Here is a 20,017-nt window from a genome sequence, read left to right as displayed (position 1 = left end):
CCGCTCCTACAGGGACCGCGTCAGCCGGGCTTACTGCGGTGTACCGAACAACCCTGTCCAGTAAATCCCGGCATCGCTCTTCGGGTCCACCGCATACGCAGCCCCCAGCTCACGGAAGTCCGGGTTCATCAGCGTGGCGCAGTGCCCCGGGCTGTCCACCCAGCCAGCGACCACCTTGTGTGCGGTGTCACGCCCGGCTGCAATGTTTTCCCCAACTTGCTGGTACAGGTAGCCGGCCAGCTCTGCCCTGTCACCGGGGGTGCGGCCATCTTTGTCGATGTGGTCGAAGAAGTTCTGGTTGGCCATGGCCCGCGTGTGGTTGGCGGCAACCCCGGCCAGCACCGTGCTCCAGCTTAATGGCGGGGCGGCGGCGAACGGCTGGCCGCCGCATTGGCGCGGCACCTTGCGCGCGGCGTTGATTTCCTGCAGTACCTTCTGCCCCTCGGCCTGCCAGTCGCCCAGGCGGCCGCTGAGCAGCGGCCGGGCCAGCACGATACGCCAGTCGCGGCCTTCCTGGCTGACGCCGATATCGACGAATTGCGGGTCGAGCACCACCTGGCAGAAGCTTTCTTCGATGGCATGCATGGCCGAGCGAGCATCACGCGGCCCCGACAGGCTGATGGCCTGTACATTGACCATGGGGTAGGCAGCGCGGGTCATGGCCTGCTGCAGGTCGCGGGTGCCCTCTGGCGAAAGCGCCAGGCGGGTATCGCTGTTCAGCGGCGGTAGCTCCAGCGACGCCTCGCCGCCGCAGGGTTGGGCCTTGCTGCGGTAGACATTGATCGAATCGATCAGTTGCGCCTCTTCGCCGGTGGCAGCCAATGCCCCGGTCGAAACCAGTAGGCCCAGCGACAAGGCAGCAACGGATGACAGGACGCGCATATGGATCTCCCTATGACTGGCAGCGTCGTGGTATGCGCTGCTCATCCTACACAAGCCCACGGCTTTTGGCCCGGGAACGTGCGATGCAATGAAAACGCCGACAATCGAGTTGTCGGCAAAAGAGGGAGTAGACCATTGGCCGGCGGAAAAGTGCGATCACTGGGTATCGCCCTCGGTGCAGGCACCGTCGTTGCCGGTGTTCGCTACAAGGATCGCATTAGCCCGGTTGACGGCAGTTCACCGCGCCAGCGCCTGGTTCGGCTTGTAGAACAGGAAGTGTGTCGTCTGCGCAGTGCGGCGGTAGGCCTTGGCCCAACTGGGGTGCACATTGCGGTCATGGAAGTACAGCGCGCCACCGGTGGGGTCCTTCAATTGCTGGTTCAGCGCCTTGCGCGCAATCTCCTTGGCGACGTCGTAGCGCTGCGCTTCCTCGACCTGGTCGGAGCGCCCGTCGCACCACCAGGAAAACTGGCAGGCCTTGCTCTCCACGCCTTGCTTGACCACGCCGCAGATGGTGTCGGGGAACCCGTCATGGCCCAGGCGGTTGAGCACCACGCTGGCCACGGCGCTCATGTCTTCGGCGTCGGCACCCTTGGCTTCCCAGTAGAGGGTGCGGGCCAGGCAGGTGAGGCTGTCGTCCAGCGGCGCCTGGCCGGCCGGGTCGACCGCCTGGGCTTCGCTCGGTGTCAGTTTCTCTGCCTTTTGCGGCGGCGAGGCGTCTTCGACCACCTTTTCCTCAAGCACTTCTGCCTTGTCTTCAGCGACTGCGGCCTTGGCCGGGTCGGCCGCATTCAGTGGGCCTGCGAGCAGGGCCGAGGTCAAGCCGATCACCATCCACGAAAAGCGCATGGGCAAGCGTCCGAACTGTGGGCTGAGGCTCAGTCTAGTCAAGCGTAAGCATTAATACCAAAGGCAGGGTGGCGGCAGCGACAACGGTCTGCAAGGCGATGATGGTCGCCATCAGTGGAGCATTGCCACCCATTTGCCGGGCCATCACATAGGACGACGAAGCAGTGGGCAGCGCCTGGAACAACACCGCCACCACGGCCGCTTGGCCACTCAGGCCCAGCAGGCGGCACAGGCCCCAGGTGGTCAGTGGCATGACCAGAAACTTGAACGCCGATGCGGCCACCAATGGGCGCACCTGCTGACCCAGGCTGGCGCCACCGAGTGCCGCGCCGACGCACAGCAGGCCTAGCGGCAGGGCGGCCTGGCCCAGGGCTTTGACCGTAGGCTCGATACCCGCTGGCAAGCCCAGCCCAGTCATCCGCAGCAGCAGCCCGCCCGCGCAGCCGACAATCAGCGGGTTGGCGAAGATAGCCCGCAGCACGGTGACGGGTGAACTGTGGCGGGCGCTGAAGCGGGCGAATACCAGCACGCAAAGCAGGTTCACCAGGGGCACGATGGCCGCATTGGCCACCGCCGCCAGGGCGATACCGGCACTGCCGTAGATGCCGGCGGCCAGGGTGGCACCGATGTAGTTGTTAAAGCGGATACCGCCTTGAAACACCGAGGTGAAGTCGGCACCGTCGTGGTTCACCACGCCCTGGTACAGCACCAGCAATACTGCGCCGGCCAGGGTGGAGAGCATCAGTGCGCCGACCATGCCCAGTATTGGCACGCCATCGAGGTTGGCGGTGGCCAGGCCATGCAGGAACAGCGACGGCAGCAGCACGTAGTAGCTCAGGCGCTCGGCGCCGGGCCAGAAGCTTTCGGCAAGAAAGCCCCGCAGGCGCAGGAACGTGCCCAAGGCAATCAGCAGAATGATCGGGAGCAGGGTGGTCAGCAGCAAATGCAGCATGGTCAGCGTTCCGTGGACGGGTACGGGCAAAGACTAGCGAGAGGGATTGATTTGTAAAAACGTTGTTTTCTGCAGTGACTGTTGAGGAAAAATGAATGGTTGCAGTCAACACTGCCACTCGTAGCTGCACCTTACCTGTGGGAGCGGGTTTACCCGCGAAGAAGCTGACGCGGTGGATGGCACCGGCTTTGCCGGTGTTCGCGGCTAAAGCCGCACACAGGGGCCGCGGCGGCTTTCAGATTTTTGGCAGCAACGCTCAAGCCTCCAGCGCAGTCTTCAACACCGCACTCAAATGCCGGCGCTGGCTTTTTTGATGCTCCAGCAACACCACCCGCCGGGTCAGTTGCGGCTCGCCAAATGGCAGGCAGGTGGCCGGCGGCAGGCGCGGCAGGTCGTCATCCGCCATGGGAATGATCGCCACCCCCAGGCCCATCACTGCCATGCGCGCCAAGGCCTCCTGGCTGTCCAGCTCCATCTGCTCGCTTACCTGCATATGCTGGCGGCGCAGTTCCTGCTCGATCTGCCGCCCGGCCCAGGCCCGCTTGTCGAAGCGCAGGAATGGCTGGCTGGCCAGCAATTGCGCCACGCTATGCCCGGCCAGTTCGGGGCTGGCAATGGCCCAGAAGCGGTCTTCGAACAGGGGCGTGAAGTCGAGGTTTTGCGGGTAGGGGCTGACCGGCTCAGTGGTGATCGCCGCATCCAGCTCACCATCCTCCACGCGTCGTGCCAGCTCCGCCGACATGCCCGACGCCACGCTGATGTGCAACTGCGGGTGGTGCGCCTTGATCCACACCAGTGCCTTGGGCAGGCGCCGCGCCAGTACCGTGTGGATCGCCCCCAGGCGCAGGCGGCCGCGCAGGCTCGGGCCGCTGGCCAGGGCATCGGCCAGTTCGTCGTAGGCCGCCAGTATGCTTTCGGCGCGGGCCACCGCCAGCTGGCCGGCTTCGGTCAGCACCACCTGCCTGCGGCTGCGGTCGAACAAGGTGACCTGCAGTTCGTCTTCGAGGGTCTTGATATGCAGGCTCACTGCCGAGGGGGTGAGGCTGAGCAGGTCGGCGGCACGGGCGAACGTGCCATGACGGGCGATGGTCACCAGGGTGCGCAGGGCTTTGAGGGACATGCCGAAGAGATCCGGTTGCAGCTGACAGGGTTGCATTGTCAGGCCCGGCCCTATCGCCGGCAAGCCAGCTCCCACAGGTTACGCACAGACGCTGGCAATTGTGGTAACCCTGTGGGAGCTGGCTTGCCGGCGATAGGGCCGGGACAGGTAGCGCACTTCAGCGTGCACTACGCCCATAGGCCTGGCTGATCCGGTCGATCACCATGGCCAGGGCAACAATTGCCAGCCCGGCCTCCACGCCCTGGCCAACATTCAGGGTCTGGATCCCCGCCAGCACATCCTCGCCCAGCCCGCGGGCACCGATCATCGACGCCACTACCACCATCGACAGGGCCATCATCACCGACTGGTTGAGCCCGGCCATGATGCTCGGCAGCGCCAGCGGCAACGCGATGCGGCGCAAGCGCTGCCAGCGGCTGGCGCCAAGACCATGTGCGGCCTGCAGCAACGAAGGGTCGATCTGGCTCAGGCCCAGTTCGGTCAGCCGCACCAGCGGTGGCAGGGCATAGATCAGCGTGGCGAACACCGCCGGCACCTTGCCCAGGCCGAACAGCATCAGCACCGGGATCAGGTACACAAATGCCGGCAGCGTCTGCATCACATCCAGCACCGGTAGCAGCAGCCGCCTGGCCAGCGGCCGCGACGCCAGCAAGATGCCCAGCGGTACGCCTACCAGCACGCACAAGCCGGTACTGACCAGCACCAGCGCCAGGGTCTGCAGCAGTTTGTCCCACAAGCCGAGCATGCCGATCAGTGCCAGCAGCGCTACCAGCACCACGCTACGCAGCAGGCTGCGGCTGGCATGCCAGGCCAGCAGCCCGACCAGCAACAGCAGCAGCCACCAGGGCAGCAGGCGCAGCAGGTTCTCCAGGCTGACCAGCAGCTGCAGCAACTGGTCAGAGACGCTGCGCAAGTGGTCGCCGTAGTTCATCACCAGCCAGTCGACCAGACGGTTGACGCTGTCGGCAAAGGAAAACTGCAGAGCTTGCGGAAAACCGTCGCTCACAGGCTGCCCTCGACCTTGGCGGCGATGTCGGCAGGCAGCCAGGCCTTCCACACTTCGCGGTTATTGCGCAGGAAGGTGAGCGCGGCGTCGCGCGGCGGGGTGCGTTTTTCGCTCATCTCGGCCAGGGCCTTGTTCAGCAGATCAATGGGCAGGTCGACTTTTTCGAACACGCTGACCAGGTCCGGGTAGCGTTCACGAAAGACCTTGGATACGCCAATCGACAGCTTCGCCGGTAGCGAACTGCTGCCCTTGGGGTTAGGGTTGGCGGCATCGGTCAGGGTAGCCCAGGCCTGGGCGTCGAAGGGCGGCTCTTGCAGCCGTATGAGCTTGTAACGGCCCATCAGCGGGGTCGGGTTCCAGTAGTAGAACAATACCGGTTGACCACGGCGGATGGCCGAACCGATTTCCGCATCCATCGCCGCACCGGAGCCACTGCGGAAATTGCTGTACAGCTCATTCAGGCCGTAAGCCTTGAGCTTCTGGCTGTTGACGGTCTCGGAGGTCCAGCCGCTGGGGCTGTTGAGAAAGCGCCCCTTGTCGGGCGACTCCGGGTCGCGGAACACCTGTGGGTAGCGCTTGAGGTCTTCGACCTTGCGCAGCTGGGGCGCTATGGGCTTCAGGTTGCGTGACGCGTCGCCTTCAATCACATAGGCCGGCACCCACCAGCCTTCTTCAGCGTTCTTGACCGTGTCGCCCAGGGCGAACACCTGGCCGGCCTGTTCGGCCTTGACCCACGCAGGGCTGCGCCCGGCCCATTCTTCGGCGATTACCTGCAGGTCGTTACGGGCCAGCGCCACTTCCATGCTGACGGTGCTGCCGGGCAGGGTGTCGGTGGGGTAGCCGTAGCCGCGCTCCACGATCAGCCGCAAAATCTCGGTGGTGAGTGCGCCGCTTTCCCAGCCAATGGCACCAAAGTGGATGGGCGCGGGCTGCTCTGCAGAGGCGGCGCTATCGGTGCTGGCCAGGCCCGCAGTCAACAGCAGCCCGGCCAGCAGCACTGGAAGTCTTTTCATGGACACCTCGTCGTCGACAGTGGGGCAAGTGTAGACGACGCGGTTTTGCCAGTTTCCGGGGCCACTGGCATGGCCCCGTTGGCCTCAGACGCGGAACTGGTCCATCAGCGCCTGCTGCTGGTTGGCCAGGCTGTTCAGCGACTGGCTGACCCGCGCCGATTCGTTGGCCTGGCCCGACAGCGATTCGGTGACATCGCGGATGGTCGCCACGTTGCTGTTGATTTCCTCGGCGACCGCGCTTTGCTCTTCGGCAGCGGAGGCAATCTGCAGGTTCATGTCGGTGATCACCGTGACGGCCTGGCCAATGCGCTGCAGCGCGGTGACCGCCTGGCCAACCTGCTGCACACCACCCTGTGCCTGGCGGTGGCTGTGGTCCATGGCGCCGACCACTTCGCGGGTGCCGTTTTGCAGTGCTTCGATCACCTGGCGGGTTTCTTCCACCGATTCCTGGGTGCGCTGGGCCAGGTTGCGTACCTCGTCGGCGACTACGGCAAAGCCACGACCGGCCTCACCGGCGCGGGCCGCCTCGATGGCGGCGTTGAGTGCCAGCAGGTTGGTCTGCTCGGCGATCGAGCGGATCACCTCCAGCACCGAGCCGATCTTCTCGCTGTTTTGCGCAAGACCCTCGACTTCGGCCATGGCGTCGCTCATGTTGGCGGCCAGGGCATCGATGCTGGTGGTGGTGCGCTCGATCACCGCCAGGCCTTCGCGGGTGGCCTGGTCGGCATCGCGCGCGGCCTGCGCAGCCTGGGCAGCGCTACGGGCGACGTCCTGGGCAGTGGCGCTCATTTCATGCGAGGCGGTGGCCACCTGGTCGACCTGGCGGTACTGCTGCTCCATGCCGGCGCTGGTTTCGGTGGCAATTGCCGAGGACTGGTCGGCAGTGCCACGGGCGGCCTGCACCGAGCGTTTGACCTCGGCGATGGTCGGCTGCAGCTTGTCGAGGAAGCGGTTGAACCAGCCGGCCAGTTCACCCAGCTCGTCCTGCTTCTGGTAGGTCAGGCGGCGGGTCAGGTCGCCTTCGCCGCTGGCGATGTCCTTGAGCATGGCGGCCACGCCCAGGATCGGCCGGGTAACCCCACGGGCCATCAGCCACACCATCAGCAGGCCGGCAATCGCGGCAGCCAGGCCCAGGCCCAGCTCCAGCAGGGTGCCGCTGGTGTTCAGGGCGTCCAGCTCCTGCTTCAGCGTTTCGGCCGGCCCGGTCAGGGCGCTTTCCGGTACATCCAGCAATACGCCCCAGGGTTGTGCGTCGGGGATCGGCGGGAACGCCGCCAGTACCTTCAGGCGCTGCTGGTCGTGGAGGATGCTCAGTTTGCCGTCGGCCAGCTTGCGCACCAGCTCGGCGCCGTTGGCCGGGTCGACCTGGTCGAAGCGCTGGGCCAGCTTGCTGGCGTCAGCGCTGTAGCCGGCCAGCAGGCCGACCGGGCTGAGGATGCCAACCGTGGTGCGGCCTTCGTACAGGCTGCGGCTGGCCTCCTGGCTCAGCGCCTGCAGGCTGTTGAGGTTGATGTCGATGGACAGGGTGGCAATGATCTTGCCGTTGACCGCCAGCGGGAAGACGATGCTGGTCATCAGCACTTGCTGGCCGTCGATGTTGTAGAAGTAGGGCTCCACCACGCATACCTTGCCGGTGTTGCGCGGGCACACCCACCAGGTGTTGGCCGGCTGACCGCTGGGGCCAATCTCACTGTTGGCCATATCGTGTTCGGGCAGGGCCATCGAGGTTAACTGGCCGGCACGCGGTTGTGACCAGTACAGGGCGTAGCGCCCGGTTTCGTTGCTGCCCAGTTCCGCCTTGCCGGCAAACAGGCTGTCCTTGTTGTCCAGTGCGTTGGGTTCGAATACCAGCGACAGGCCGAGCAGGTCGGGGTTGGCTTGCAGGGCTGCGCGCACCTGGCGGGTCATGTCCTCGCGCAGGTCGAAGGCATCGAGAAAGCGTTTTTCTGCCTGTTCACGCAAGAACAGCACCTGGCGGGCGAACCCGGCGCCGTACTGGTAGGCGTCCATGAACTGGCGGCGGATGTTCAGCGCCTGCACTTCACCTTGCGACTCGATGCGCGACTGCGCGGCTTCGGTCAGCATCTGCATGCTGCTGGCCTTGACCAGGTCCGAGCTGTGGTCCATGCGGTACAGCGACAGGCCGACGAGCAAGGTGACGATGCCGGCCAGACAGAGACCGGCGAGCAGGGTGATTTTCCACTGGATGGAAAGTTGTCGCAAAGGCATGGGGGTGGGTCCCTTTTTTGGGCAGTAAGGGTTATGGCTTTGGGGCTGGGTTGGGTTGGCGGGTGCCTGGCTGGTGAGGTATGTCGCCTGTGAGATCGAGCGCCGCCCGCGCGGCGCTTCGCGGGACAAGCCCGCTCCCACAGTCTGTTTCGGGCCAATCTGTCCTGTGCAATTACCGCTGCCCGCCTTGGTGCATGACTGAAGATCAATGCAAAGCAGTTGCGTCCCCTTCAGATATCAAAGGGGACAAACAAGGCGGACAGTGGTGACCTCAAAGGAGTGACTGGCCCGAAACAGACTGTGGGAGCGGGCTTGCCCCGCGAAGCGCCGCGCGGGCGGCGCTCGATCTCACAGGCGACACACCTCTCCAGCCAGGCACCCCGAACCCCACCCTATATCGGCCCTGGCCCATTTTTCTTTATTCAAACATTCAATTTAAAATCCAGCCTCCTGTGAAACCCGCCGCAACATGGCATTTTTGACATCTGCCCCCCACTGCTTCAGAGTTCGCGCTTTTTTCTGTCGTAATGAGGTAAGCCAACCATGAATGCAGTGATCGCCGCGGTCGGCATCATGCTGATACTCAGCCTGTCCCGCGTGCACGTGGTCATCGCCCTGATCATTGGCGCGCTGGTCGGTGGGCTGGTCGGTGGCCTGGGCATCGAAGGCACGCTCAAGGCCTTCAACGGTGGCCTGGGTGGCGGGGCGACGGTGGCGTTGTCCTACGCGCTGCTCGGCGCCTTTGCCGTGGCCATCGCCAAGTCCGGGCTGGCCCATGCCTTGGCCGACCGCGCCCTGGCCATGATCGACCGCCAGGGCCACGCCAACGGCGGCAAGGTCAAATGGCTGATGATCGGCCTGATGCTGACGGTGGCCGTGTCGTCGCAGAACATCCTGCCCATTCACATTGCCTTCATCCCGCTGCTGGTGCCGCCGCTGCTGTACGTGCTGACCCGTCTGCGCATTGACCGCCGGCTGATCGCCTGTGTGATTACCTTCGGCCTGATCACCCCGTACATGTTCCTGCCGGTGGGCTTTGGCAATATCTTCCTCAACGAGATCCTGCTGGCCAACGTTGCCCGCGCGGGTGTCGACGTGAGCGGTGTCAACGTCACCCACGCCATGGCCATTCCGGCTGCCGGCATGCTCGTCGGCCTGTTGCTGGCCGTGTTCATCAGCTACCGCAAGAAGCGTGACTACGACCTGGCGCGCATCGAACAGGTAGAGCAGGTGAGCGTGCAGTACAACCCGCTGACCCTGATGGTGGCCGGGCTGGCAATTGCTGCCGCCTTCATCGTCCAGTTGCTGCTGGACTCGATGATCATCGGCGCCATGGTCGGCTTCCTGATCTTCTCGTTGTCGGGCATCGTCAAGTGGAAGGACACCGACGACCTGTTCACCGAAGGCATGAAGATGATGGCCATGATCGGCTTCATCATGATTGCCGCGTCCGGCTTTGCCGACGTAATGAAAGCCACCGGTGAAGTGAAGAGCCTGGTGGAAACCTCGGCGCAGTGGATCGACCACAGCAAGGGCATCGGTGCCTTGCTGATGCTGCTGGTGGGGCTGCTGGTGACCATGGGCATTGGCTCGTCGTTCTCCACCGTGCCGATCCTGGCCGCGATCTTCGTGCCACTGTGCGTGCAACTGGGCTTCGACCCGCTGGCCACGGTGTGCATCGTCGGTACTGCCGGTGCCTTGGGGGATGCGGGGTCGCCCGCTTCGGACTCGACCCTGGGCCCGACCTCGGGCCTGAATGTGGATGGCCAGCACCACCACATCTGGGACACCGTGGTCCCGACATTCATCCATTACAACCTGCCGCTGCTGGCGTTCGGCTGGCTGGCGGCGATGACCTTGTAAGGCGGGGAGGGCGTCAGCCCTTGCCGGGCGGCGGCGAGATGCGGTTGAGCACGGTGCTGCCGTCCTTGCTGCGGGTCAGGTAGACCGGCAGCACCTTGGGCAGGTTGTTGACCAGGCGCGCCACTTCACGGGTGTTGTAGATGCCGCTGATGCGGATGCGCCCGGTGCTGGCATCGGCCAGCAGCAAGGGCGCGTCGAGGTAGCGGTTGATCACCGGCAACGCCTGTTCCAGGCTCAGGTTGTCGAGCACCAGCTTGCCGTTGCGCCACGCCAGGCTGTTACCGTAGTCGTCGCTTTGCTCCAGCTGTGGCTCGAAGTCACCTTTGTGGTAGCTGGCCTGCATGCCAGGGCCAAGGCGGTAACCGCCGGCGCTGCCATCACTGGTCACCAGCACCGAGCCTTCCACCAGGGTGACCTTGACCTGGTCCTGGTACTTCCACACGTTGAACTGAGTGCCGGTCACCCGCGTCTGGCCGCGGCCGGCATGCACGATGAACGGGTGACTGCTGTCGTGCTGGACCTTGAAGAACGCCTCGCCACGCTTGAGCGTGACCTGGCGCTGGTCCTTGTAGTTGAGGTAGGTAAGCTCGGTATTGAGGTTGAGCTGTACCGTGCTGCCGTCGCTCAGCTCCACCGTTTGCATGCGGTCGCCAGCTTCGAAGTGCTGGTAGTGGTTAGGCAGCCAGCCTTGCTCCCAGCCCACCCAGCCGGCCAGCGGCAGCACCGCCAGGGCGATGGCGGCGGCCGAAGCCAGCGGCCGCCAGCGACGCGGGCGCGTGGCTTGCTTGGCCGGGGGGTTGAAGTCGATGACTGTGGCCGTGCGCGGCAGCAGGTCGGCGGTTTGCCAGATTTCCAGCATCGCCTGGTATTCCTCGGCATGCCGCGGGTCGGCCGCCAGCCAGCGGGCGAACGCCTCACGCTCGGCTGCCGTGCAATCTTCGGCATGCAGGCGCATGCACCAGTGCGCGGCGGCGTCGGTGATGGCATCGTCTGGGCTGGGATTGAGGCGGTCGTGGTTCATTGCGGCTCCGGGTTTTGCGCATTCTACCCTCGCTGAAGGGCCCCGAGAACCGGCGTAATGGCGAATGACTATCAGTTGTGCCGGTTTTTCGTCGGATTTGCAACGGTTTTTCGGCGTTTGAGAACCTTTCGCGCACGCGATCGTATGGGGCTGCTTTGCAGCCCATCGCGACACAAGGCCGCTCCTACAGGTGCAACGCCCAGCCGCGAGGTTGTTGCGTTCCCCTGTAGGAGCGGCCTTGTGTCGCGAAAGGGGCGCAAAGCGCCCCCGGCGGTCCTTCAGAACTGCGCCGCCTCCAGCCCATAAAGGCTATCACTACCTGCGCGAATACTGGCCTCCAGCCCCAACCCCCGCGGCAACACCCGCTGGAAGAAGAACGCCGCACACGCAAGCTTCGCCCCATAAAACGCCGCATCCTCATCACGCCTTGCCACCGCCACCGCGGCCATCCGCGCCCACATATAGGCATACGCCGTCAGCCCGAACAGCTGCAGGTACTCCACCGCCACCGCACTGACCAGGTTGGCGTCTTCAACCGCTTGCGCCCGCAGCCAGGCGCTGGTCGCCTCCAGCCGTGCCAAGCTGGCCTGCAAGGCCTCGCGGTGCAGCGGCGCGTCCACGCTGAACGCCCGCACTTCGGCAGCAAAGCTGGCCAGCGCCTGGCCGCCGTCGGCCAATACCTTGCGCCCGAGCAGGTCGAGGGCCTGAATGCCATTGGTGCCTTCATAGATCTGCGCAATGCGCACATCACGCACCCGTTGCTCCTGGCCCCATTCACGAATGTAGCCATGGCCGCCATACACCTGCTGGCCGAGTACACAGCTTTCCAGGCCATTGTCGGTGAAGAACGCCTTGGCCACCGGGGTCAGCAACGCCACCAGGCGCTGGGCATGCTCGCGCTCACCGGCGTCTTCGGCATAGCGCGCCAGGTCCAGCTGCTGGCCGACGTAGGCGGCGAACGCGCGGCCACCTTCGGTGAGGGTGCGCATGGTCAGCAGCATGCGCCGCACATCGCCGTGCTGGATGATCGGGTCGGCTGCCTTGTCCTGTGCCTGCGGGCCACTGGCGGCGCGGCTTTGCAGGCGCTCGTTGGCGTAACGGGCGGCGCTCTGGTAGGAGGCTTCGGCACAGCCGATGCCCTGGATGCCGATGGACAGGCGCTCGTAGTTCATCATGGTGAACATCGCTGCCAGGCCTTTGTTCGGTTCGCCGACCAGGTAACCGGTGGCACCGTCGAAGTTCATCACGCAGGTGGCCGAGGCCTTGATACCCATCTTGTGCTCAATCGAACCGCAATGGGCGGCGTTGCGTGCGCCCAGGCGGCCATCGGCCTCGACCAGGTACTTAGGCACCAGAAATAGCGAGATGCCTTTGGCGCCGGCAGGCGCATCCGGAAGCTTGGCCAGCACCAGGTGGACGATGTTCTCGGTCAGGTCCTGTTCGCCGCCGGTAATGAAGATTTTGCTGCCGCTGAGGCGGTAGCTGCCATCGGCCTGGGGTTCGGCACGGCTGCGGATCAGCCCCAGGTCGGTACCGGCCTGGGGTTCGGTCAGGCACATGGTGCCGGCCCAGCGGCCCTCGTACAGCGGCGGCAGGTACGTGGCCTTGAGCGCCTCGCTGGCGTGGGCATCGATTGCCAGGCAACTGCCGGCGCTCAGCGCCGAATACAGGCTGAAGCTGCAGTCGGCGGCGTAGAGCATTTCTTCGAACAGCACGCCGAGCATTTTTGGCATGCCCATGCCGCCATGTTCGGGGTTGCCGCCCAGGCCGACCCAGCCGCCTTCGCGGTAAGTGTGCCAAGCCTCGCGGAAGCCGTCGGGGGTGGTGACTGAGCCGGCGTCGAAGTGCACGCCTTGTTCGTCACCGTTGCGGCTGAGCGGGGCGATCAGTTGGGCGGTGACCTTGGCCGCTTCTTCAAGGATGGCGTCGGCGGTGTCGGCGTCGATGCGCTCGGCCAGGGCGGGCAGGCGGGCCCACAGGGCCGGGGCATTGAAGACGTCGTGCAGGATGAAGCGCATGTCGCGCAGGGGGGCGGAGTAGGTGGTCATTGTAGACTCTTGGAGAAGTGAGGTTGTCTGTGCGGGCCTCATCGCCGGCGAGCCAGCTCCCACAGGTACTGCACAGGGCTTGGGCCTGCACAGACCCTGTGGGAGCTGGCTTGCCGGCGATGAGGCCGCTACGGTTTCAGAGGGCTTTGGCCCGATCGCGCAACACGTACTTCTGGATCTTGCCCGTCGAGGTCTTGGGCAGCTCGCCAAACACCACGGTCTTGGGCACCTTGAACCCGGCCAGGTGTTCGCGACACCACCCGGCGATGTCGGCCTCGCGGGTGTCTTCACGCCCCGGTTTCAGGGCAATGAAGGCGCACGGCGTTTCCCCCCATTTCTCGTCCGGGCGTGCCACCACGGCGGCTTCAAGCACTGCCGGGTGCTTGTACAGGGCGTCCTCGACCTCGATGGTGGAAATGTTCTCGCCACCGGAAATGATGATGTCCTTGAGCCGGTCCTTGATCTCGACATAACCGTCGGCATGCCACACCGCCAGGTCGCCGGTGTGGAACCAGCCGCCACGGAAGGCTTCGGCAGTGGCTTCGGGGTTTTTCAGGTAGCCCTTCATCACCGTGTTGCCGCGCATGAAGATCTCGCCCAGGGTATTGCCATCGCGTAGCACCGGCTCGAGGGTTTGCGGGTCGGCGACCATCAGGCCGTCCAGGGTCGGGTAGCGCACACCCTGGCGCGACTTGATCCGCGCGCGTTCTTCCAGCGTCAGCTCGTCCCATTCATCGTGCCAGGCGCACACCGTCACCGGGCCGTAGACTTCGGTCAGGCCGTAGGTATGGGTAACCTTGATGCCCATTTCCTCCACGGCGCCAATCACCTTGGCCGGTGGCGCAGCGCCGGCGACCATGGCCTGCACCGGGTGCTCGATGGCCGCCTTGGCTGCCTCGGGCATGTTGACCAGGGCGTTGAGCACGATCGGCGCGCCGCACAGGTGGCTAACCCGGTGTTCGCGGATCAAGGTCAGGATTTTCTGCGGGTCGACCCGCCGCAGGAACACATGGGTACCGGCCAGGGCGGTGATGGTCCAGGGGTAGCACCAGCCGTTGCAGTGAAACATCGGCAAGGTCCACAGGTACACCGGGCGGTGGCCCATGCCCCAGGTCATCTGGTTGCCCAAGGCGTTCAGGTAGGCGCCGCGGTGGTGGTAGACCACGCCCTTGGGGTTGCCGGTGGTGCCGGAGGTGTAGTTCAGCGATATCGCCTGCCACTCGTCATCCGGCCATTCCCAGGCAAATTCCGGGTCGCCTTCGGCAAGCAGGGCCTCATAGTCCAGTTCGCTGACTGCACGGCCTTCGCCGTACTCCGGGTCATCCACATCGACCACCAGCGGCGGGTGTTCGAGCAGCGCCAGGGCGGCCTCGATCACCGCGTGGAACTCACGGTCGGTGATCAGCACCTTGGCCTCGCCATGCTGCAGCATGAAGGCGATGGCCTCGGCGTCCAGGCGAACGTTGAGGGTATTGAGCACGGCACCGGTCATGGGCACGCCGAAGTGGGCTTCGAGCATGGCCGGGGTGTTTGGCAGCATCACTGCCACGGTGTCGCCACGGCCAATGCCACGGCCAACCAGGGCGCTGGCCAGGCGTCGGCAGCGTTGGTAGGTTTGCTGCCAGTTGCGGCGGATGGCGCCGTGGATGACCGCCGGGTAGTTGCCGTACACGGCAGCGGTGCGTTCGATGAAGCTCAGCGGGGTAAGGGCGACATGGTTGACGGCAGCGGGCATCAGGCCCTGGGCATAGATCGACATGCGGTAATCCTGTAAGGGAGGCAGGCGCAACCTGTGCTGCCTGGCCCCCGATGGCTGATTGTTAGCTCTGTTCAGGGTGCAGAGAGGCGGACGGTGGGCCGCTTTCTCTGTCGCAGTTTTACGCGATTCGCTATATTAGTAGGAATATCGACTATAGCAATATAGTAAAACTACTATAAGAAGAGCCGCCTGCCGTGGACAAGACCGTTTCCCCCTTGCTCGCCAGGGACCCACAACCCAGCCTGCTGCTGGCCGGCGATGCCCGTCCGCTGGCGCTGAACCCGGCGTTGCAGGCCTGGGTCGCCGAGGGGCCGACGCTGGCCGCCTGGCTGCCCGCCAACTGCGCAGCGCTGGTACGCGCCTGCCTGCGCCAGCAGCGGGCGATCAGCGATGTTGAAGTACAGGTCGGCGAGCGCATCGTGTTGTGGACCTTCGTGCCGGACGACCACGGCCAGCAGGTTGTGGGTCGCTGCCGTGACGCCAGCGAAGAGCGCCGAGGTGCACGCGAGGCCAGCCGCGCCCGGCGCCTGTACCGGCTGATCATCGAAAACACCACCGACCTGATCTCGCGGCACAGCCCCGATGGCCGCTTTCTCGATGCTTCACCGGCCGCCTACCGCCTGTTGGGGCTATGGCCCGAGCAATTGCGTGGCATACCGGTGCACAGCCTGCTGCACCCGCGCGAGCGGCGCCAAATATTGCGCCAGGCGGCCGCGGCACTGGACCAGGATGGCTACCACACCATGACCTGTCGGGTACGCCAGGCCACTGGTGGCTACCGCTGGTTCGAGATCGCCAGCCGGGCGATCCGCGAGACCTACACTGGCGCGGTGGTGGAGGTGGTCAGCGTGTCCCGCGACATCACCTTGCGCATCGAAGCCCAGGAAAGCCTGGCCCACAGCGCCCGCCTGGCCACCTTGGGCGAACTGGCCTCGGGCATTGCCCATGAAATCAACCAGCCATTGGCAGCCGTGGTCAACTACGCCAACGCCAGCCAGCGCTACCTGCACAGCCTGGCGCGCGACCCGCAGGCCCGCGAGCGGGTTGGCCAGGGCCTGCAGCGCATCAGCGAGCAGGCCACCCATGCCGCCGAAGTGATCCGCCGTCTGCGCGCTTTCCTGCGCAAGGGGCCACGCCGCCTGCAGGCGCTGGACGTGGCCGAGGTGGCCGGCGAAGCCATGCGCCTGTGTGCCTGGGAGGCTGCGCGTGACCAGGTGCAGGTCGAGTTGCGCATGGGTGCGCAACTGCCTTGGGTGTATGCCGACCGGGTGTTGCTGGAACAGGTACTGCTCAACTTGCTGCGCAACGCCATCGATGCCAACCGTGAGCAGCATGGCGAGCGGCCGTCACGTATCCTGCTCGGCGCCGCACGCGAGGGCGACGGCGTGCTGGTCCAGGTGGCCGACCAGGGGCCGGGCGTGGCGCCCGAGCGCCTGGATGAAATATTCACGCCGTTCACCACCAGCAAGGCCGACGGCCTGGGCCTGGGCCTGAGCATGAGCCGCAGCCTGATCGAAGGTTTTGGTGGCAGCCTGTGGGCACGGGCGGGGGATGACGGCGGTCTGGTACTGTGCTGCCGGTTGGCGGTCAGCAGGGGATAAGGGGAAGCTGCGGTGCAAGCGAAAGTGTACGTGGTCGATGACGACCAGGGGATGCGCGACTCGACGGTCTGGCTGCTGCAGTCGGTGGGCTTGCAGGCCCTGCCGTTTGCCACCGGGCAAGCATTTCTCGATGCCTGTGTCGATGACGGGCCTGCCTGTGTGCTGCTGGATGTGCGCATGCCGGGGCTGGGCGGGTTGGCAGTGCAGCAGGCGATGCGCGAGCGCGGCCTGACGCTGCCGGTGATTTTTGTCAGCGGCCATGCCGATGTGCCGATCGTGGTGCGGGCGTTCAAGGCAGGCGCCTGCGACTTTATCGAAAAGCCCTACAACGACCAGTTGCTGCTCGACAGCGTGCAGGCGGCACTGGAACACGCCGGGCGGGCCCGGCAGGGTGACCAGGCGCAGGCACGGGTACAGGCGCGCATCGACGGCCTGACGCCGCGTGAGCGGGACGTGTTCGTGCCGTTGGCCCAGGGCTTGAGCAACCGCGAGATTGCCGAGCAGCTGGGTATCAGCGTGAAAACCGTCGACCTGTACCGCGGGCGGGTGATGAAGCGGCTGCAGGCCACCAGCCTGGCGGAGCTGGTGGGCATGGCCATTGCCTGCGGGGCGGTCGAGGCGTTGGGCCTGCGAGCCCCGTAACTGCAATGGGCATGTTCAAATTCACCCACAGGGGAAATGAGCGGCTTGGACAGCGATGGGTTCATTTGTCCCAGGTTTCAGGGCAGCCCGTGCACCCCTCCATATTGGCCTCCTGAAAATTCCCATAGTGTTGCCGCGCCCCGCGCAAGTCGGCGCGTGCCAGGTTGCTCTGGCCGAACTTGGCCTCCTGCAGGTTGGCATCGCCCAGGTTGGCCCCTTGCAGGTCGGCCTTGCTCAGCCAGGCCATTTCCAGGTCCGCCGCCTGCAGGTTGGCCTGCTGCAGCTTGGCCCCGGACAACCGGGCGAACTGCAGGTAGGCCGCGCTGAGGTCGGCTTTCTCGAACTGCGCTCCCTGGGCGAACAAGCCCCAGCCCTGGATGGCCACCAGGCGGCTACGGCTCAGGTCGGCCAGACGCAGGTTGCTTTGCTGCAGGCTGGCGCGGGTCAGGTTGGCGCCTTCCAGGCGGGCTTTCTCCAGGTTGGCCAGGTCCAGCTGGGCGTGACGCAGGTCGGCATCGCGCAGGTCGGCGCCGGCCAGGTTCATCTTGCGCAGGTCCTGGTTGGCCAGGTTGGCACCGCGCAGGTTGGCGCCCGGGCACTGGCTGGCTTCGGCAATGATGCAGCCATTGATGGTCAGGGGGGTGTCGTTGCCATCGTCGTCGGCCTTTGCGGCCAGGGCTGGGGAAAGTATCAACAGCAGAGCAAGGGGGAGGTAGTTCATGGCAAAAGGCTCTCGTCGAATAGGAGGTTGGTGAATGGGGCCGCTTTGCGGCCCATCGCCGGCAAGCCAGCTCCCACAGGGATCGCGCCAGCTTCTCGATGTTGTGCAAGACAGTTGGTCCCCCAGGTACAGCGCAGGTCTCAAGGGTTGTGCGGGTCCTGTGCAGGCTGTGTGAAAACCTCCCGACCGATGTAGCTGTTCAAAAAACATCCTAAAAATCGCGCTCTTACGCAAAATCTGGGTCTCCTGAGCAGCCAACTCTTTTCAGATTTCACGTACGAGCGCGATCATCGAAAAGTGACGGGGGTTTTCACACAGCCTGTGTGGGAGCTGGCTTGCCGGCGATGGGCCGCAAAGCGGCCCCATGACCTCAGGCAATCACCGCTGTGCGGTCTTGTTGTCCCAGCTCGGGATCTTGAACACCCAGAACGAGCCACCCTGGGCCACCGGCTTGGTCAGCTCGGCCATGTCGCCACCCCACAGCGGCACCGCACCGCCGTAGCCGACAGTCACGCCGATGTACTGCTCGCCGTCCTGTTCCCAGGTTATCGGCGGCGAGACGATGCCGCTGCCGGTCTGGAACTTCCACAGCTCCTTGCCCGTCCTGGCGTCGAAGGCCTTGAAGAAGCCATCGCCGGTGCCGGTAAACACCAGGTTGCCCTTGGTAGCCAGCACGCCGGCCCACAACGGCAGGTGCTCCTTGTGTTCCCACACCAGTTTGCCGGTGGTCGGGTTCATGGCGCGCAGGGTGCCGACGTGGTCGTCGTACATGCGCTTGATGCGGAAGCCCATGCCCAGGTACGCCGAGCCTTTCTTGTAGTTCACTTCCTCGGTCCAGTACTCCTCCTTCCACTGGTTGCCAGGGATGTAGAACAGGCCGGTGTCCTGGCTGTAGGCCATGGGGTTCCAGTTCTTGCCCCCGAGGAACGGCGGCGACACCTCGACCGGCTTGCCCTTGGTTTCACCCGGTAGCGGCTTGGCCGGGCGCTGGCCAGGGTTTTCCACCGGGCGCCCGGTCTTCAGGTCGATATGGCTGGCCCAGGTGATGTTGTCGACGAAGGGGAAGGCGTTCTGCAGCTTGCCGTTGTTACGGTCTACCACGTAGAAGAAGCCATTGCGGTCGGCGTGGCCGGTGGCCTTGACCACCTTGCCGTCCTTGTCTTTGTAGTCGAACAGCACCAGCTCGTTGTTGCCGGAGAAGTCCCAGGCATCGTTGGGGGTGTGCTGGTAGAACCATTTGACTTCGCCGGTACTGGGGTCGACGCCGACCTGGCCAGAGGTGTACAGGCTGTCGAAGTCATGCGGGTTGCCGTCTTTCGAGGTGCGCGCCCAGGTGTTCCACGGGCCCGGGTTGCCCGCACCGACAATGATGGTGTTGGTCTCGGGGTCAAAGCTGGCGCTCTGCCATGGGGCGCCGCCGCCGTGGCTCCAGGCTTCGACCTTGCCGGTTTCGGTGGTCGGGTCGTCCGGCCAGGAGGGGGCCTTGACGTCGCCGGTCGGGGTGCTGTCCTTGCCGTTCAGGCGGCCCATGTGGCCTTCCACAAAGGGCCGCATCCACACTTCTTCGCCGGTGTCCGGGTCGCGCGCGAACAGCTGGCCAACCACGCCGAACTCATCCCCGGAGCTGCCGTGAATCAGCAACACCTTGCCACTGGTCTTGTCCTTGATCAGCACGGGCGCGCCGGTCATGGTGTAGCCGGCGCTGTGGTCGCCGAACTTCTTGTTCCACACTACTTTGCCAGTGTGCTTGTCGAGGGCGATGAGCCGCGCATCGAGGGTGCCGAAGTAGATCTTGTCGCCATAGATGGCCGCGCCACGGTTGACCACGTCACAGCACGGCCGAATGTTATCGGGCAGGCGGTGGTTGTAGGTCCACAGGCGCTTGCCGGTCTTGGCATCGAGGGCGAATACCCGCGAGTACGAGCCGGTGACGTAGACCACACCATCGCTGACGATGGCCTGCGATTCCTGGCCGCGCTGCTTTTCATCACCAAACGAGTAGGACCAGACCGGCGTCAGCTTGAACACGTTCTGGTCATTGACCTGGGCCAGCGGGCTCCAGCGCTGGGCATTGGTGCCCATGCCGTACTGCAGCACGTCGTGGGTGGTGAGGTGATCGTTGGCGATGTCTTCCCAGGTGACGTTCTTGCCGGCAGGTGCCGCAGGGGGGGTGGCCGCTGTTGCCACGCTGCCCAGGGCCAGGCTACCGGCCATCAGCAGCACGCGCACGCTCAGGGCCAGAGGGGAAAGGGCGGGTAGCGATCTTATTGTCATGGTTGCAGTTCCCAGTGGAGGTTTTGGCCTGCACAGG

Annotated in this window: 15 protein-coding genes; 3 read left to right on the top strand and 12 right to left on the bottom strand. The window is 64.9% G+C overall.

Features of this window, described 5'->3' with window-relative positions:
- Positions 1-30 precede the first annotated feature (30 nt).
- The 7 genes from ACI2KG_RS01825 to ACI2KG_RS01795 all read right to left on the bottom strand — a co-directional run bounded on the left by ACI2KG_RS01825 (position 31) and on the right by ACI2KG_RS01795 (position 8,051).
- Positions 31-882 carry a CAP domain-containing protein gene (locus tag ACI2KG_RS01825; RefSeq protein ID WP_404660561.1) on the bottom strand — a complete coding sequence of 284 codons (852 nt, stop codon included), beginning with the start codon at positions 880-882 and terminating at the stop codon, positions 31-33.
- 237 nt (positions 883-1,119) lie between these two features.
- The gene (locus ACI2KG_RS01820) at positions 1,120-1,731 is read right to left on the bottom strand and encodes a cell wall hydrolase (RefSeq protein ID WP_404660560.1); all 612 of its coding nucleotides are present in this window, start codon (positions 1,729-1,731) and stop codon (positions 1,120-1,122) included.
- Between the two features lie 34 nt (positions 1,732-1,765).
- Positions 1,766-2,683 carry an AEC family transporter gene (locus ACI2KG_RS01815; protein WP_404660559.1) on the bottom strand — a complete coding sequence of 306 codons (918 nt, stop codon included), beginning with the start codon at positions 2,681-2,683 and terminating at the stop codon, positions 1,766-1,768.
- Positions 2,684-2,939: 256 nt separating this feature from the next.
- Positions 2,940-3,803, bottom strand: a complete 864-nt coding sequence (locus tag ACI2KG_RS01810; protein ID WP_404660558.1) for a LysR family transcriptional regulator — start codon at positions 3,801-3,803, stop codon at positions 2,940-2,942.
- Positions 3,804-3,960: 157 nt separating this feature from the next.
- A complete protein-coding gene (locus ACI2KG_RS01805; protein ID WP_404660557.1) occupies positions 3,961-4,809 on the bottom strand; it encodes an ABC transporter permease in 849 nt (282 codons plus the stop codon).
- Entirely contained in the window at positions 4,806-5,822 is a 1,017-nt protein-coding gene (locus tag ACI2KG_RS01800) for an ABC transporter substrate-binding protein (protein WP_404660556.1), read from the bottom strand. Before ACI2KG_RS01800 ends, ACI2KG_RS01805 begins: the two co-directional genes overlap by 4 nt.
- 84 nt (positions 5,823-5,906) lie before the next feature.
- On the bottom strand, positions 5,907-8,051 hold the full coding sequence (locus tag ACI2KG_RS01795) for a methyl-accepting chemotaxis protein (protein WP_404660555.1): 2,145 nt from the start codon (positions 8,049-8,051) through the stop codon (positions 5,907-5,909).
- Positions 8,052-8,594: 543 nt separating this feature from the next.
- Here ACI2KG_RS01795 and ACI2KG_RS01790 point away from each other — a divergent pair.
- Positions 8,595-9,914: a Na+/H+ antiporter family protein gene (locus ACI2KG_RS01790; protein WP_404660554.1), complete on the top strand. Its 1,320-nt coding sequence runs from the start codon at positions 8,595-8,597 to the stop codon at positions 9,912-9,914.
- 13 nt (positions 9,915-9,927) lie between these two features.
- On the opposite strand, the gene ACI2KG_RS01785 is transcribed toward ACI2KG_RS01790, so the two are convergent.
- The 3 genes from ACI2KG_RS01785 to ACI2KG_RS01775 all read right to left on the bottom strand — a co-directional run bounded on the left by ACI2KG_RS01785 (position 9,928) and on the right by ACI2KG_RS01775 (position 14,742).
- Positions 9,928-10,935 carry a FecR family protein gene (locus ACI2KG_RS01785; protein ID WP_404660553.1) on the bottom strand — a complete coding sequence of 336 codons (1,008 nt, stop codon included), beginning with the start codon at positions 10,933-10,935 and terminating at the stop codon, positions 9,928-9,930.
- Between the two features lie 278 nt (positions 10,936-11,213).
- The gene (locus ACI2KG_RS01780; RefSeq protein ID WP_404660552.1) at positions 11,214-12,983 is read right to left on the bottom strand and encodes an acyl-CoA dehydrogenase C-terminal domain-containing protein; all 1,770 of its coding nucleotides are present in this window, start codon (positions 12,981-12,983) and stop codon (positions 11,214-11,216) included.
- Between the two features lie 136 nt (positions 12,984-13,119).
- On the bottom strand, positions 13,120-14,742 hold the full coding sequence (locus tag ACI2KG_RS01775; RefSeq protein ID WP_404660551.1) for an acyl-CoA synthetase: 1,623 nt from the start codon (positions 14,740-14,742) through the stop codon (positions 13,120-13,122).
- 194 nt (positions 14,743-14,936) lie between these two features.
- Between ACI2KG_RS01775 and ACI2KG_RS01770 the strand changes: the two genes are divergently transcribed.
- Both ACI2KG_RS01770 and ACI2KG_RS01765 read left to right on the top strand, forming a co-directional pair.
- On the top strand, positions 14,937-16,343 hold the full coding sequence (locus tag ACI2KG_RS01770) for a sensor histidine kinase (protein WP_404660550.1): 1,407 nt from the start codon (positions 14,937-14,939) through the stop codon (positions 16,341-16,343).
- Positions 16,344-16,355: 12 nt separating this feature from the next.
- Positions 16,356-16,985 carry a response regulator transcription factor gene (locus ACI2KG_RS01765; protein WP_404660549.1) on the top strand — a complete coding sequence of 210 codons (630 nt, stop codon included), beginning with the start codon at positions 16,356-16,358 and terminating at the stop codon, positions 16,983-16,985.
- 61 nt (positions 16,986-17,046) lie between these two features.
- Here ACI2KG_RS01765 and ACI2KG_RS01760 read toward each other — a convergent pair whose 3' ends face one another.
- Positions 17,047-17,706, bottom strand: a complete 660-nt coding sequence (locus ACI2KG_RS01760; protein WP_404660548.1) for a pentapeptide repeat-containing protein — start codon at positions 17,704-17,706, stop codon at positions 17,047-17,049.
- A gap of 378 nt (positions 17,707-18,084) precedes the next feature.
- Positions 18,085-19,980, bottom strand: coding sequence for a quinoprotein ethanol dehydrogenase (gene exaA, locus ACI2KG_RS01755; protein ID WP_404660547.1), 1,896 nt, complete (start codon positions 19,978-19,980; stop codon positions 18,085-18,087).
- Between the last annotated feature and the right edge of the window lie 37 nt (positions 19,981-20,017).

The organism is Pseudomonas sp. NPDC089407, from assembly GCF_044900445.1.
GTDB lineage: Bacteria > Pseudomonadota > Gammaproteobacteria > Pseudomonadales > Pseudomonadaceae > Aquipseudomonas.
Note: the sequence above shows the minus strand (reverse complement) of the source record. Positions and strands in the feature narration are given on the sequence as shown.

Excerpts from the sequence above, each read along its gene's own strand:
- ACI2KG_RS01825 (WP_404660561.1), bottom strand. The coding sequence starts at position 882 with ATGCGCGTCCTGTCATCCGTTGCTGCCTTGTCGCTGGGCCTACTGGTT.
- ACI2KG_RS01820 (WP_404660560.1), bottom strand. The coding sequence starts at position 1,731 with ATGCGCTTTTCGTGGATGGTGATCGGCTTGACCTCGGCCCTGCTCGCA.
- ACI2KG_RS01815 (WP_404660559.1), bottom strand. The coding sequence starts at position 2,683 with ATGCTGCATTTGCTGCTGACCACCCTGCTCCCGATCATTCTGCTGATT.
- ACI2KG_RS01810 (WP_404660558.1), bottom strand. The coding sequence starts at position 3,803 with ATGTCCCTCAAAGCCCTGCGCACCCTGGTGACCATCGCCCGTCATGGC.
- ACI2KG_RS01800 (WP_404660556.1), bottom strand. The coding sequence starts at position 5,822 with ATGAAAAGACTTCCAGTGCTGCTGGCCGGGCTGCTGTTGACTGCGGGC.
- ACI2KG_RS01795 (WP_404660555.1), bottom strand. The coding sequence starts at position 8,051 with ATGCCTTTGCGACAACTTTCCATCCAGTGGAAAATCACCCTGCTCGCC.
- ACI2KG_RS01790 (WP_404660554.1), top strand. The coding sequence starts at position 8,595 with ATGAATGCAGTGATCGCCGCGGTCGGCATCATGCTGATACTCAGCCTG.
- ACI2KG_RS01785 (WP_404660553.1), bottom strand. The coding sequence starts at position 10,935 with ATGAACCACGACCGCCTCAATCCCAGCCCAGACGATGCCATCACCGAC.
- ACI2KG_RS01780 (WP_404660552.1), bottom strand. The coding sequence starts at position 12,983 with ATGACCACCTACTCCGCCCCCCTGCGCGACATGCGCTTCATCCTGCAC.
- ACI2KG_RS01775 (WP_404660551.1), bottom strand. The coding sequence starts at position 14,742 with ATGTCGATCTATGCCCAGGGCCTGATGCCCGCTGCCGTCAACCATGTC.
- ACI2KG_RS01760 (WP_404660548.1), bottom strand. The coding sequence starts at position 17,706 with ATGAACTACCTCCCCCTTGCTCTGCTGTTGATACTTTCCCCAGCCCTG.
- exaA (WP_404660547.1), bottom strand. The coding sequence starts at position 19,980 with ATGACAATAAGATCGCTACCCGCCCTTTCCCCTCTGGCCCTGAGCGTG.